Raw genomic sequence first — 14,241 nt, forward strand, 5'->3', positions numbered from 1 at the left:
CACGGAAAACGCGGCGGATCTGCCGCCCAAGTACGCTCAAGCCCCGCCGTCAAAACGTGGGGCCGAGGACGTAGAGGGGCATGATGATCGCGCCCAGGATCGAGCAGGAAAAAACAGTATGGATGAGGTCGACTGGTGGTCGCGTATACCGGCTTATGCAGGACTAGGCTTATCGGTCTTTGCTGTATTCCGCGGGCGCACCTATCTGCAAGTCTCGCTGGGTAATCAGTATGACCACGAGGAGATCTTCGTTTCGAATATGAGCCCGCACGAGGTTGAGGTCATTTCGTTAGGGGCTATCAACGCTGACGGCAGTCTTTCGGATTGGACCGATGGTCCTCAACCTTGGCGAAGCCTCCCAAAGCGCATACCTGCACGTGGTCATTTAACGATTTCTCTCGATGCTGATATCGCGCCCGCAAACCTTTGTCACGCGTACAACCTAGGTCGTGGTGGCTGTTTTGTCCGCATCACTGGGGGCAAGGTATTCTCCAATCCGGGTCTGATTAAAAGGAAATGGTGGAAGGTGCGGAGCTTGTTCAGACCAAAGTTTAGCGACCCTCTTGAGTAGATCGAGGAAAAAATATGGCCGTTACCATTACTCAGCAGTTGACCGAAGGTGATATCGGACAAGCGATCACGCTCGCCCGTGCGAACTATGTCGAGCTAATCAATAAATTCGTGAAGCCAGCTATGACAACGCGCTTGAATGGCTGGTATCGACTTTGGATCGTGCTTTGCGTGCCGCTGCTGGTGTTTGCGGTCCTGACGGTCAAAGAAAACTGGCGGTTGTCGCCTAAAGAGCGTCTAGAGATCTTCGCTGAATTCGGACTCATTCCTTGCCTGTTGTTGTATGCACTGGGATGGTCGGTGGTATGGATCATCCGGGGTTTCAATAAGCACTCACACTGAGTGACACGCTAGGGCGCGGCTTGGGCAGAGGCCGACAAACACCCTCAATTGGCCGGTTCCTGTTCTTCTTCAAAGGCCGCTTCTGGCCGTTAGCTGACACTTGTAGCCCATACCAAACCCGCCAAGGGATGAGATGGATTTGCTAACAAAAAGCCACCCGAAGGTGGCTTAAATTCATACTGCAATAATCTGCCTAGCCAACACCATCTCCACCGAATCCCCATCCTGATTCAACGAATCCAGCCCCGACTCAGGCACGTCTCTCGATATGCTTTGAGCCGCGGCTATCTTCTTGGCCATCAGTTGCAGACAGGTGATTTGCGATGTGTCGGCATAGCCGAAGAACACCACTCGCACCGGATGCTTCTGTCCGATCCTCTATGACCGCCGTTCTGCCTGCTGCAGGGTGTACATGTTGTACCCCGTTTGCAGGAACGCGATGGTCGGGAAGTCGAGCAGATCCAGACCAGTCTTTACCAGCTCCGGGTTGGTGATGAGAACGTCGATGCCGCGATCAACCTGGTCGAGAATCCAGTCCTCGCGCCGGGCTGTGTCGACGGAGGCTTTGAGAACCGCCACCTTCAGGGATGGTGGATCTCTCGGAACCTCAGGGGGCATGCTCGACAAGGCTCCTCAGGCGCCGCCCATAGGCCTCAGATTTCCCCTAATAGGCTCCAATGAGCTCCGAGAAGTGATCTCCTCACTGCAGCCGAAGCAGATAAGCTAAATGAAGAACCGGTGCGCCTGGCTCAGGAATTCGCATTCGGCTGAGCAAGCTATAGACCTCGGAAAACCCCGGTGCCGCTCAGCCCAGCTATCAAGCGTGGCGTGAGTTGCCGCAATTCAGTAGAAAAAAGACCGACTGATTATGCGGAAACTGCCACAATTCTCATGACTGGATTGTTGGTGAGATCGCCAACCATTACTATCAGCCTTACGCTTGTTTGCTGGTCGAGCGTAACGCTAGGGGTATGAGTGAGAATCCGATCTCATCAGAATCAACTATAAATAGTTCGCATGTAAAAAAGGGACAGTCGATGCGCAAGATTAATGGTTTTAGGGCTTCAGTACTTTTACTACTGGTAATTAATTTGTCAGCGTGCGAGACAATGGCGAATGCTGTCCCGACCATCCCAGACTTGATCTACAGTAATAAGTTTAAAGGGGGCAGCGTCCAGGCGGTTTATGATAAATTTGGAAGACCCGACAAAGTCATCAAAACTGCCGATGGCCAATCTTCGGCAAGCTGGTTCATGGAGAAACAGTATTCCTTGACAGATACGGCGAACACCGCAAGCGCGGGTCCTGCAGGTGGGGTAACACTCACGCCAACATCTAATACCAAATATTATGATAAGAAGTGTACGATCATAGTGACGTTCGATAGTAAAAACATAGTCACTGATTATAAAACTATAAAAAACTCACCTGGCAGTTGTACCCAGTTCGGGGTATAGACTTGTCAGAAACACCAGAACAGTTTGGCCATGGTGAACATCTGAGCCGCTGCAACGTCGAGCGCGGCCCAAGCCGATCAGCCGAAGCAACAAATTGTGCGACGGATACTGTTGGTGGGGGCGTCAGGGAGATGTGCTTGGCTGCAAAGCGTGTCAAATGGCAAGTCGAGAACGACTACAGCGGCGCAAAAGTTTGGGTCGCTGTAGACCCTGACGCGCCATAGGAACAGTGCGTGAATGTGCCGAGCCGATTTGGAGCGTTGGTATAGCTCGACACATTACGGTTGCATCCACCGCCCTGGGGCCGCAGTGGATGCGCCGGGTTCCATCACTCGCTTTTTGGCGCGCCTTGCTCGACCAGGGCTCGCCAGGTTTGATAGCTAGGGCGCTTTTGCATGTTGTCATGCCATGCTCTTAACGCGACGCACTCTTCAGGTACCGGCAGTTTCACCAAAGCGGCGAAGATCAGACCGCCCAGGACAGCGATGTCCGCCATCGAAAACGTGTTGCCGGCAACGAATGGCTGACCTTTGAGCAGATTGTCGAAATAACGCATACCTCGGATAGCTTTCTCACCCATTTTTGCGCCCCACTCGGCGTTCTGATACAGCTCGACCTTTGGCCCCAAGCCTGGCGTGGCATGGTGAAAATAGACGCTCACGGCATCGAGCAACTCGATTTCAGCGCGCTTGGTCATCATATGGATTAACCCCTTCTCCAGAGGCGTTTCGCCTGTAAGCACCGGGTTACCGTCCAGGCTGTCCAGGTACTGGGTAATCGCGGTGCATTCCGCAATTAACGTCCCATCTTGCAGCTCAAGTACAGGAAGTGTGCCGGAGTAATTGATGGCAAGGAACTCAGGCTCCTTGTGCTCGCCGGTCCACAGGTTTACCGAAACGAATTTTATTTTCGGCAATAGCCCTTTTTCGGCAAGAGCGATGCGTACCCGGGCTGGGTATGGGCCATCGAACCAATCATAGATTTTCATCGAGGAAAGAGAGGAAGCGTCAACGGATGGATGTTGAGTAGTCATGCCAATTTACCTGCCTGTCAAATGGTAGGTAAAGGTTGATCCGGATTTGGCGCGCTGTCAATACCCTACCTGTCAATTGGCAGGTGACCTCACGGCGGGTAGAATGTGCGCTAAACCGACTATGTATCCAGGGTGAGGATGACGACATGAGTGAAAACGCCCGAGAGGCCATCCTGGCTGCGGCGAGATCTGCAGCACAGCTACATGGCTACAGCGGTATCAATTTCCGGAGCATTGCCGAAGAGGTCGGGATCAAAAACGCAAGCATTTACTACCACTTTGCGAGCAAGGCAGATTTAGGCGCTGCCGTCGCAGAACGCTATTGGCAGGACACGCTGGCAGTGCTTGATGAGATACGGGCCTCTAACACTGATCCACTACAGTGTTTACAGCTGTATCCCTCCATCTTTCGTAGATCTTTGAAAGACCATAACCGGCTCTGCCTGTCTAGCTTCATGGCCGCAGAATACGAGGATCTGCCTGACCAGGTCTCTAAGGAGATAAAGACTTATGCGGACGTTAATGTGAAATGGCTGGCCGAAGTGCTAGTAGATGCGGGCTGGGACGTTGAGTATGCCTGCGAGCGCCGTGCACGCGCCATCTACACCGCTGTTGCGGGTGCGCAGCTTATTGCGCGCACCTCAGCAGACATCAGTCTGTTCGACGACTTGATGTTGAGTTATATAGAAGCCGGGTTGATTCCCGCCTGATGCTTGACGGCAAAGTCATCTGCGATCCTCGCTTTGATCTTGAAAAAGTCCAGGACCAGCATTTCCATAGAACGGGCCGCGCGACACGAAGTGCGCCAACTACGGCGCCACTCATCATGGAGCGCCGCGCAGTGGGACTATTTTTAGAACGCTACGAAAATAAAATTGGGCGCAACTTATTCCTTGGGTAGGGTTGCACCCAGGCGATTGACACGCTAGCTCACACCATTAGGCCCTTCGAGAACCAGTCGAACTTTTTTTGCCAGATCAGTGGGTATGTAGGGCTTGGAGATCACGTCGAATTCGTTGCCTCCGGCATCGGTGCGCTCCAAGGAGTTCTCCGAATAGCCTGTGGTCAAGAGCACTCGGAGTTTGGGATACAAGCGCTTTGCCTCACGGGCGAGCATGACGCCATTGATGCCACCGGGCATGATCAGGTCGGTGAACAGCAGATCGAATGATTCACCTTTCAAAAATGACAAGGCTTCTCTACCGCTATAGGCTACCTCGCACGAATAGCCGTACTCCTCAAGTACCATTCTGGCGAGCTCCGCCACGTCAGGCCTGTCTTCCACGATCAAAACCCGTTCATGCCCCGTCTGTTCTGAGGTACTTTCTGTCGCTGTAAGTTTGTGAGGCTGGCTGTCGTCTGCAGGAAAATACATCCGGATCGTTGTACCGATGCCTTCTTCTGAATAAATCCTGGCCGTGCCCCCCGACTGCTTCATGAATCCGTAGACCATGGAAAGTCCCAAGCCAGATCCCTTGCCTTCTTCTTTGGTGGTAAAGAAGGGGTCCATCACCCGGCTCACGATCGCCGCGGGCATACCTGCTCCGTTGTCAGTAATCGCCAGGCTCACATAGCGACCTGGCATAAGCCCGTCATACGAAGTGGAGCTGAGGTTTTCGATTCTGACGTTTTTCGTTTCCATGGTCAGGTGACGCTGCTTGTTGTGCTCCATGGCATCACGCGCATTGATGAAGATGTTCAGCAGCGCGACTTCGGTTTGCGTAGGATCGACACGGCAATTCCACAGGTCATCAGCGAGAACCACCCGCAGTTCGGTGTCGATCAGCGTTCGCTCAGCCATCTCCTGGGAAGAAGTGACAATCGAATTCAAGTTGACCACGCGCCCTTGCAGCTTCTGCTTACGTGAGAAGGCCAATAGCTGCTGCGTGAGGGTTTTTGCCCGTTCAGCGGCATCGCGTGCGTTCGAAGCGCTGCGCAGGATGCGCTGTTGGTCATAGTGAGGTTTGTCAGCAGTGCGCTGGATCATGTCCAGGTAGCCGATCATTACCTGAAGCAGGTTATTGAAATCATGGGCGATGCCGCCAGTGAGCTGCCCCAGGGCCTCCATTTTCTGTGCTTGGCGCAGTCCGTCCTCAGCATCGCGGCGGCGGCTAACGTCCAGCTGAGAGGCAAAGAAATAGATCAAATCGCCTGAGTCGTTGTAAACCGGTGAAATGAATAAAGCATTCCAGAAACTCGATCCGTCTTTTTTGTAATTCACAATTTCGACGGCTACTTCGGATCTGGCCTCGATGGCCTCTCGCACTTGCCGCACGGCGTTAGGATCAGTTTCAGGCCCCTGCAAAAACCTGCAGTTGGTACCCACGATCTCCTCGCGGCTGTAGCCCGTCATGTCAATGAAGGCGTTGTTGGCAAAGATGATGGGGTTATCGGGCCGCTTGGGATCTGTAACGATCATGGGCATGCGAGTGGTTTCGACTGCGGCAAAAAAGATGTTGTGATCCGAACCGCTGATGTCGCCAGTGGAGCTGTCGTTTACACGTGTTGGGTGATTCGCCATTGCTGCTCCGGCCAATGAAAATAACAGCCGCCCCCGCTGAGCGACTTGATAATGTGACCAGCTTTCGTGGCGGTGGTGCAAGCTTTTCGCAAATGGCGTGTAACTGGTCGATGCTGAACCGCTTGGGCAGCCAATAGACGCTAGTGTCATTCAGCAGCCCGGGTCACCGGGATAGCCGCAAGCAACCAATGTTGCCGGTTGCCGCTTGCAGAACAAATCGGGGCAGGGACGATGATTGATGTGCTCCATGGTGGGTTCACCAAGGACTTCGACAGCCTGAGCGAGTTTTGCAACCAGCCTCACACGGTTCAAAGCGAATGCATGAGGGGCTTGAGGGCCGGGCTTCGCCGTTCGGTAGCTATCTACTTTCAGCTATCGGATAATGCCGGGATGTTTCGCTTTCGACGTTCAGTCAGTCGCCAAGGAGAGTCAACGATGGTCAAAACGCGTCCGCGCCCAGCGGTTAACGGCGTGGCATCTGCCGATCGGGTGCTTACCGTTCTGTCCGCATTTCGGATCGGCGATACCGCTTTGAGTCTCGTCGAGCTGGTAGAGCGTACCGGGCTGATCAAGAGCACGATCATGCGGTTGATGGTCTCGCTGGAGACGCATGGTTTTGTCAATCGGATGGCTGACGGCCGCTATATGCTTGCCAGCGAAGTGATGCGTCTGAATGCGGTGTATCAGGAAGCGCTGGATCTGGAGCGCCATGTCGTGCCAAGGCTGCACCAGTTGACCGACGAAACGGGCGAAACGGCTTCTTTCTACGTACGTCACGGCGCCTATCGTCTTTGCCAGTATCGGGTCAATTCACCGCATCGCCTGCGTTTGCACCTGCAGCAAGGTGATATGCGGCCCATGGATGGCGCTGCGGGCGCCGAGGCGCTACGCACGCCATTCAGCCGTGCCAAAGACGGGCTTGAGCCTTTTTATTCCAGTGGTGCCACCGACCCTCACGCGGCCTCGATGGCATTGCCAATCTACGGCGCGTTACAGGAAGTCGTGGGTGCGTTGGTGCTTTCCGGCCCGGCGGCTCGATTGACCAACGACTATGCGAAGTCCATCCGAGACGTATTTGTTGCAGTGGCTGAGGACCTGACCCGCAGCCTGGGCGGTAAATCCACCCGTGAAGAAAAGGGCGCCCATAGCGCCCCTGTCCCGGAAGGTATCAACTGAAGCCGTACAGGCTGACCGGGTTGTCCCGCAGGATAAGCGTTCGGTCGTGTTCCGATGGCGCCCATTGGTAGAGCAGGTCGAGAATGTCGGCGTCGTTGGGTTTGTTTTCCGTCGCCGTGGGGTGGGGCCAATCGCTGCCATACAGCATTCTTTCCGGGTTGATCTTCACCAGCGCCTGCGCCACCTGACTGACGTCGCTGTAGGTGGGAGCGCCAATTTTGGATCGAATGTAGGGGCCTGACAGCTTGACCCACGTGCGCTGATTGTTCAGCAATCGAGTGATGGCAGCGAATGCGGCGGACTTCACGCCTTCTGGCTGAGGCACATGGCCCATGTGATCGATGACCAGCCGGGAAGGTAGCTTCGCCAGGCGGCTTTCCAGATCAGTCAATTGCGTGCCCGGCGCGACGACCTGCACGTTCCACCCCAGTTCATTGATACGCGCCGCGAGTGTTTCGAGGTCGTCGAGGTTGGCGCCACCGTAGCTCAGGTTGAAGCGTATGCCACGGACACCTGCTGCGTGGAGTGCTTCCAGTTCCTTGTCTGCAATCGAAGCCGCGACCACTGCAACGCCGCGAGCGTCGCCGTGTGCGTTGGCCAGGCCATTGAGCATGACCCGGTTATCGGTGCCATAGGTGGACGGCGTGACAATGACCATGCGCCTCACGTGAAGGCGTTGCTGCACCTGACGATACTCTTCCAGCGAGGCATTGGGGGGCAGTAACGCTGCCCCGGCGGCGGCCGGAAAATGATCATCGTACAGGTGCATGTGGCAATCCACGCTGCCCGCCGGCGGCACCAGCATCGAACTGTTCTCGCCGCTGGAATAGCGGAAACCTGCGAAGGCGTTGAGCGACAGGAGCGCCCCGAGTGAAACGCCACCCTGGACGAAATGACGACGGCTTAAGGTCATGCTGAAGTTCTCATTATTCTTGTGGAGTTCGAGGAAAAAGTGCTCGAGTCTGGATCGAGCAGCGTGTCGCATTGCACCCTGACGATAGGGTAGGGGTGTAGGACCAGCGAACGCCGCGGCCCTCTTGCTATTGGGCAATGTCGGGCCAAAGCTTGCAGCTTTGACCCGTTTGCAGGTTCAGCTCGCTTTGATCGAGTCAGGCTCTCCAAAGGACGCGCGTTTGTGCTTGCGGCCCATCAACAGCACCGCAATCCCGCCCGCAGCGCACAGGGCCGCCAATGGCAGCATTGCCAGTGCATAGCTTCCGGTCGCTTCATGGATGGCGCCGTAGACGTTGACCATCAACCCGCCACCAATCAGGTTCGCCAAAGCCCCGACCGCTGCCAGACCCGCTGCGGCCGTGCTGCTGGATAGCCATGTCGACACCAGTGCCCAGAACGGGCCTTTCATCGAGTAGGCACCGACCAGAACCATGGTGAGCAACATCACAGTGGCCGGCAGCGAGGATGTCACCAACGCCAACAGCAGGCCGACGGCAATCAGCAGCAGCGTGAGTGACGTATGCCAGCGACGTTCGCCGGTGCGGTCAGAACTGCGCCCCCAGATGATCATGGCGACAGAGGCGATGCCGTATGGAATGGCGTTGGTGAAGCCGATTTCCAGGTTGGACAGTCCGAAGGTTTTGAGCAATTGAGGCGCCCAGACGCTCATCGTGCTGCCCGCTGCGGATGCCCCTGAGTAGATCAGCGCAAGGACCCAGATGTCCTTGTGCTTGAGCAGCTTCCATAGCGACATGTGACCGATATTGGTTTTGCGCTGCTTCTCTTCTTCAAGTTGGTTGACCAGCCAGTTGCGCTGCTCGTTACTCAGCCACTTCGCCTGTGCCGGACGATCGGTAAGCACGAACAGGCATGCGATCCCGAGCAACACGGCAGGGATGCCTTCAAGGATGAACAGCCAATGCCAGCCGCGCATCCCCATCCAGCCGTCGAGCGTCAGCAGGAAACCCGACAGAGGCGAGCCCAGGAAGTTGGCACCGGGGATGGCCACCATGAAGATCGCCACCATGCGCGCCCGGTACGCCGACGGCAGCCAATAGGTCATGTACAGCAGCACACCCGGGAAGAACCCAGCCTCTGCAGCGCCCAACAAAAAGCGCATGACGTACAGCGAGTTGGCACCCTGGACGAACGCGGTGCCTGCGGAGACGATGCCCCAAGTGATCATGATTCGGGCGATCCAGATTCGTGCGCCGAATTTCTGCAATGCAAGGTTGCTGGGTACTTCGATCAGAAAGTAGGAAACGAAAAACAGGCTGCTGGCAAAACCGAAGATAGCGGGCGTCAGGCCCAGGTCATGGTTCATTTGCAGGGAGGCCATTCCGATGTTGCCCCGATCGATAATTGCGATCAGGTAACAGAGGATCAGAAACGGCAGCAGACGCCAGGCAACGCGATGCATCGTGGTACGTTCGAGTTCGCTGACGGGGGCGGGGGTAGGCTTTACGGCCATTGTGCTCTCCTGTGTTTATTTTTTTGGAGAAACGGTTCGGAACGGATTCGCGCCGCTGCGCAGCGGCACGCATTCGCTCGTGAGGTCAGTTATTGATCAAATGACGATTGACGACACACCTGGGGTCCAAGGCTTCGCCTTCCCAGACCTTGATGACCTGTTGCAGGGCCAGCAGACCGACACGGTCGCGGGCTTCGCTGGTGTTGGCGCCGACGTGAGGGGTCGCCACCAAGTTAGGCAGGCTCCACAACGCGCTGTCCGCCGGTGGCGGCTCAGGGTGGAATGTGTCCAGACCCGCCCCTGCGATCTGTCCGCTGCGCAATGCTTCGACCAGCGCTGGGGTGTCGATCAATTCGCCGCGCGCAGTGTTGATCAAAATGCTGCTTGGGCGCATGCGCTCGAACTGGGCGGTGCTGAACAGGTTGCGATTCTGATCGGTAAGCGGGCAATGCAGACTGATGATGTCGCTGCTCTCGATCAGCCTGTCAAAATCATCTTCACGCTCTACATGGGCGCGATCAGGCAGGGCTTTCAGGAAAGGATCGTAGACTCTGACCTTCATCTGCAGTGGCGCCACCAAGTCCATCAAAATCCCGCCAATCGAACCCAGACCGATCAAGCCTAGGGTCTTGCCGAAGAGCTCGGTGCCATTGGCGGTGGATTTGTCCCAATGACCTGCACGCAGCCTTGCGTCCTGGTAGGCCGTCTGGCGTGAAACGCTGAACAGCAAAGCGAACGCGTGTTCGGCGACGGACTGTGCGTTAGCGCCCACAGCAATAGTGACCGGTACGCCTCGCGCTGCCGCCGCCTGAATATCGATGGAGTCGTAGCCCACGCCGTGCTTGGCGACCACTGTCAGATTGGCTGAAGCCTCTATCATCGCCGCCGTGAGCTTGCCTTGGCGGACGATGATCGCATCCGGCTGTTCGTCACGAATGATGGCGGTCAGTTCTTCCGCGGGCAGATAGGGCGTGGTGGGAACGATCTGTATGCCCAGGCTGGCGGCTTGGTTCATGGCATCGGCTGTCAGGGCCGGGCCTGTCAGCAAGATTTTGCGAGTCATGGATATCTACCTTGTTTTTATCGTGAATACCGACCCACGAGGTCGTCGTGTGCTAAGAATTAACCTACCACAATGGAATGCCATTTCAATAAGGAAATGAAAAACGCGATGGAGGGTAGCGAATCTTGAGTTGAAAACTGTTGAATGCTGGAAAACGAAATGAGATTCTAATATTTCAGTCGGGTCGCTTCCCGTCGGCACACCACAATTTCAAGAGAGAGCTGCCATGTCTATCGGATTCCGAGTTCTGAATGCCACCCGTAAAGTCAGCGCCGAGTGGATTTCACGCTATCGCGAAGTTCCCGTCGCCAACGTAAGCGATTCAATGAATCGTATGACGGCGGGAGGAGCCCGCCTGCGGCCCATGCACCGTGGTGGCGTGCTGGCAGGCGCCGCACTCACGGTCAAGGCGCGGCCGGGTGACAATCTGATGCTGCATTACGCAATCGACATCGCCCAGCCAGGTGATGTGATCGTGGTTGATGCCGGCGGCGATCTGAGCAACGCGTTGATCGGCGAGATGATGGTTGCTTACGCCGTCAAGCGTGGCGTCGCCGGGATCGTGATCAACGGCGCCATCCGTGATGCCGGCAGCATCGGCGCGGGTGATTTCCCCGTGTTCGCAGCAGGCATTTCCCATCGCGGTCCTTACAAAGACGGTCCAGGTGAGATCAACGTGCCTATTGCTATCGACGGCATGGTTATCGAGCCGGGCGATCTGGTGATCGGAGATGAAGATGGTCTGCTTTGCGTGCCCTATGATCATGTGGCTGAGGTATACGAGCGTGCCAGCGCCAAGCATCATGCAGAGTTGAAGCAGCTGGATCAGATTGCTAAGGGCGAAAACGACCGCAGCTGGGTCATCGACGCATTGAAAAAGAAAGGCTGTCAGCTGCCGGAGTGATTCGGCTCACCCTGCACCACCTTGTGCGAGCTGCCTGCTTCCTATCCAGAGCAGGCGGCCTGAGGCCCGCGATCGAGGCCTGAATGACGTTCCAATAATGCATCCCGTAAGTAGTGGCCGAGCCCCGTCCGGGCGTTCGCTCAGCCTGATTTCCAGGCGTATTTTTTCGGTCAGGCGGTTTCCAATCATGGCAAATGGGTGCAGCAGGTTGCGTTGACCTGGCTGGCCATGTCGTGTGGTCGCGTTCTTCCTCTACATGCGCTTCGGTTTCGAAGCGATTGGCGGTCTTCTCGCAGGGTTAGTGTCGGTCGTCTGGGGAGCCCCGGCGACGACGGGAGCCGCCGGGGTATCGCTGCCTGGCTACACGCCGCCGGCTAGCACTCAGTAGCAGGCTCTGAAACGGTGTCGGGCTTCTCCTGTTGCCTGGCTGGATCGCCTAGCCACAGCATCAGACAGGTCCCTAGCGCCAGGATGGATGCCACGGCGTAGAAGGGGCCGGAGTAGGACTGCGTGGCATCCTTGATCAGCCCGATCATGAAGGGGCCAACGAACCCGCCGAGGTTACCAATCGAGACGATCAGTGCCAGACCGCCCGCCGCCGCACGACCGGTCAGGAACGACGACGGGATCGCCCAGAACGTCGCCTGGAACGATAGAATGCCAGCAACGGCCAGCGCCAGACTGGCAATTTTCAATGCCGGTTGATCGATCAACGCGGCCGCGACCAGTGAAATCGCCGCTAACGCCAAAGCGCCCACCACGTACGGCAGACGGTGCCGACTGCCGCTCGCCAGTCGAGCCCAGAGCGTCATGGACACCGCCCCCAGCACATAAGGCAAGGCCGCAACCAGTCCGACAGTGCTGTTCTCCATGCCCAGGCTCTTGATGATCTGAGGCATCCAGATGCCGATGCCGATCGAGCCGACGATGCAGCAGAAATTGATGGCCGCCAGCACGAAGACCTTTGGATTGGTCAATGCACCGCGCAGGGTGTTGCCATGGGTGGCACTGATCGATGCCTGCTCGCTGCTCAACTTGTTTTGCAGCCAGGCCTTTTCCCGCTCACTCAGCCAGCGCGCCTTGGCTGGGGTGTCCACCATGACGAACAAGCAGGCAATGCCCAGCAGGACAGCAGGGATGGCTTCTGCGACTAGCAAGAATTGCCAGTTTTTCAGCCCTAGGATGCCGTGCATGTCCAGCAGCCATCCCGAAAGCGGGGATCCGAAGATATTGGCAGTGGGGATGCCCAACAGGAACGTTGCTGTGGCTTTCGCCCGCCATTTGCCGGGAAACCAGTAGGTGAAATACAGGTAAACCCCCGGTGTGAAGCCCGCTTCGGCAAGCCCCAGCAGGAAACGCATGATGCTGAAGCTGACCGGGCCGGTGGCGAATGCCGTTCCGACCGAAATCAGCCCCCAGGTGATCATGATCCGCGCGATCCAGATGCGTGCGCCGAAACGCTGCATCAGTAGATTGCTAGGGATTTCGAAAATGAAGTACCCGAAGAAGAACAGACCCGCCGCCCAACCAAACAGGGTTGCTGTCAGGCCCAGGTCTTTGTTCATACTGATGGCAGCGAAGCCGACGTTGGTTCTGTCGAGATAGCTGATCACGTAACAAACGAAGATGAACGGCACGATGCGCAGCAGAATGCGGCGCAGCAGTTGTTCACCTTCAGCATCGGAAAGCGGGGTGGTGGTCGTTGTATGCGCAGTCATGGCATCACTTCTTTTATCGTTGTTGTTAGAAGGCTTGTGTAGGGCTTCGCAGCCGCTTAGCTATGTGAATACATCTGCAGACCTTTCACTGGCGTTCTAACCTGCAGGATGGAGCCCGTTTCCGACTCGGTGATGAACAGCGTGCGGCCGTCGTCACCCCCGAACGCGAGGTTGGTGTTGCTGATGCCTTCGCAGGACACATAACGCTGAGTAGGTTCGCCGACCCTGGAGAGTCGCCAGACCGACCCAAAGCCCGTATGGGCGATATACAGATTGCTCTCGTCATCCAGCGCCAGCCCGTCCGGGCCGCCGAGCCCCCCGTGCAACTGTGCGAAGACGCCGACCTTGCTGATGATTGAGCCGTTACCGAGGGGGATGCGCCAAATCTGTTGCGCGCGGGTCACCGCAATCAGCAGGTGATTGAGATGGGGGTCGTACACAATCCCGTTCGGGCTGGGGATGGTATTGATCAGGCAACTGAGGTTGCCTGCGGCATCCAGCTTATAGACCCGTCCGGTCGGGTCCTGCAGGCCAGTCTGCCCCTGATCGGTAAAGTACAGATCCCCCGAAGGCGAGAACACCAGATCGTTCACCCCTTTGAAACCTTCCGAGCCGGCTGACTCCAGGATCGGCTCGATCGTCCCGCTTTGCGGGTCAAGCAACAGGATGCCGCGTTTGTAGTCGGTGATAAAAATCCGACCGTCCTGGTGAATCTTCAGCCCATTGGGCCAACCGTCATATTCACAGACCAGCGTCCATTCTCCAGCGGGCGAGATCTTGAAGATGCGACCGTAGGGGATGTCGGTGACGTAGAGGTTGCCGTCCCTGTCGAAAGACGGACCTTCCAGAAATGAATCGATGGTTTTTCCCTGCCGGTTAGCGTCGGCCCACGTCGTGCGCCGTGGATGGCGAAAGCGCTCGGGCAAGCGAGTGAAGACAGTGGTTTCGGTGATAGTTGGGGCGGGGAAGAAGCTCATGCGTGCTCCTGAGACGATCCGACGGTATGGCCGCGGCATTTTATTAAAATAGAAT

Annotated in this window: 13 protein-coding genes and 1 pseudogene; 6 read left to right on the forward strand and 8 right to left on the reverse strand. The window is 56.5% G+C overall.

Translation table 11 applies throughout. The features are described 5' to 3' along the window. Positions 1-118: 118 nt before the first annotated feature. Together B3N48_RS05300 and B3N48_RS05305 are read left to right on the forward strand one after the other, a co-directional pair. Entirely contained in the window at positions 119-571 is a 453-nt protein-coding gene (locus B3N48_RS05300) for a hypothetical protein (RefSeq protein WP_296180344.1), read from the forward strand. A gap of 14 nt (positions 572-585) precedes the next feature. Continuing rightward, on the forward strand, positions 586-912 hold the full coding sequence (locus B3N48_RS05305; RefSeq protein WP_296180347.1) for a hypothetical protein: 327 nt from the start codon (positions 586-588) through the stop codon (positions 910-912). 174 nt (positions 913-1,086) lie between these two features. Here B3N48_RS05305 and B3N48_RS05310 read toward each other — a convergent pair. Beyond that, a pseudogene (locus tag B3N48_RS05310) lies at positions 1,087-1,497 on the reverse strand (DEAD/DEAH box helicase); the annotation flags it as partial. A 452-nt stretch (positions 1,498-1,949) separates the two neighbouring features. Here B3N48_RS05310 and B3N48_RS05315 point away from each other — a divergent pair. Continuing rightward, a complete protein-coding gene (locus tag B3N48_RS05315; protein ID WP_296180351.1) occupies positions 1,950-2,369 on the forward strand; it encodes a hypothetical protein in 420 nt (139 codons plus the stop codon). A 328-nt stretch (positions 2,370-2,697) separates the two neighbouring features. Here the strand turns inward: B3N48_RS05315 and B3N48_RS05320 are convergent, their stop codons facing one another. Then, entirely contained in the window at positions 2,698-3,357 is a 660-nt protein-coding gene (locus B3N48_RS05320) for a glutathione S-transferase (protein ID WP_296181607.1), read from the reverse strand. A gap of 191 nt (positions 3,358-3,548) precedes the next feature. Between B3N48_RS05320 and B3N48_RS05325 the strand changes: the two genes are divergently transcribed. Beyond that, the gene (locus tag B3N48_RS05325; protein WP_296180355.1) at positions 3,549-4,112 is read left to right on the forward strand and encodes a TetR/AcrR family transcriptional regulator; all 564 of its coding nucleotides are present in this window, start codon (positions 3,549-3,551) and stop codon (positions 4,110-4,112) included. A gap of 215 nt (positions 4,113-4,327) precedes the next feature. Here B3N48_RS05325 and B3N48_RS05330 read toward each other — a convergent pair whose 3' ends face one another. Beyond that, positions 4,328-5,923 (reverse strand): histidine kinase famiy protein, encoded by a 1,596-nt coding sequence (locus tag B3N48_RS05330; protein ID WP_296180357.1) that lies wholly within the window; start codon positions 5,921-5,923, stop codon positions 4,328-4,330. 435 nt (positions 5,924-6,358) lie between these two features. Here B3N48_RS05330 and B3N48_RS05335 point away from each other — a divergent pair, with 435 nt between their 5' ends. Continuing rightward, positions 6,359-7,099 (forward strand): IclR family transcriptional regulator, encoded by a 741-nt coding sequence (locus B3N48_RS05335; RefSeq protein WP_296181609.1) that lies wholly within the window; start codon positions 6,359-6,361, stop codon positions 7,097-7,099. Here B3N48_RS05335 and B3N48_RS05340 read toward each other — a convergent pair. The 3 genes from B3N48_RS05340 to B3N48_RS05350 form a co-directional block, all read right to left on the reverse strand. After that, positions 7,092-8,012, reverse strand: a complete 921-nt coding sequence (locus B3N48_RS05340; RefSeq protein WP_296180361.1) for an amidohydrolase family protein — start codon at positions 8,010-8,012, stop codon at positions 7,092-7,094. The two genes, B3N48_RS05335 and B3N48_RS05340, sit on opposite strands and share 8 nt — an antisense overlap. A 177-nt stretch (positions 8,013-8,189) precedes the next feature. Beyond that, on the reverse strand, positions 8,190-9,524 hold the full coding sequence (locus B3N48_RS05345) for an MFS transporter (RefSeq protein ID WP_296180365.1): 1,335 nt from the start codon (positions 9,522-9,524) through the stop codon (positions 8,190-8,192). Positions 9,525-9,609: 85 nt separating this feature from the next. Beyond that, positions 9,610-10,587, reverse strand: a complete 978-nt coding sequence (locus B3N48_RS05350) for a hydroxyacid dehydrogenase (RefSeq protein WP_296180368.1) — start codon at positions 10,585-10,587, stop codon at positions 9,610-9,612. Positions 10,588-10,813: 226 nt separating this feature from the next. Between B3N48_RS05350 and B3N48_RS05355 the strand changes: the two genes are divergently transcribed. Next, the gene (locus B3N48_RS05355) at positions 10,814-11,491 is read left to right on the forward strand and encodes an RraA family protein (protein ID WP_296180371.1); all 678 of its coding nucleotides are present in this window, start codon (positions 10,814-10,816) and stop codon (positions 11,489-11,491) included. A gap of 374 nt (positions 11,492-11,865) precedes the next feature. Here B3N48_RS05355 and B3N48_RS05360 read toward each other — a convergent pair whose 3' ends face one another. Both B3N48_RS05360 and B3N48_RS05365 read right to left on the reverse strand, forming a co-directional pair. Next, positions 11,866-13,209 (reverse strand): MFS transporter, encoded by a 1,344-nt coding sequence (locus B3N48_RS05360; RefSeq protein ID WP_296180373.1) that lies wholly within the window; start codon positions 13,207-13,209, stop codon positions 11,866-11,868. Between the two features lie 56 nt (positions 13,210-13,265). After that, entirely contained in the window at positions 13,266-14,186 is a 921-nt protein-coding gene (locus tag B3N48_RS05365; protein WP_296180375.1) for an SMP-30/gluconolactonase/LRE family protein, read from the reverse strand. Between the last annotated feature and the right edge of the window lie 55 nt (positions 14,187-14,241).

The organism is Pseudomonas sp. UBA1879 (assembly GCF_002338065.1).
Lineage (GTDB): Bacteria > Pseudomonadota > Gammaproteobacteria > Pseudomonadales > Pseudomonadaceae > Aquipseudomonas.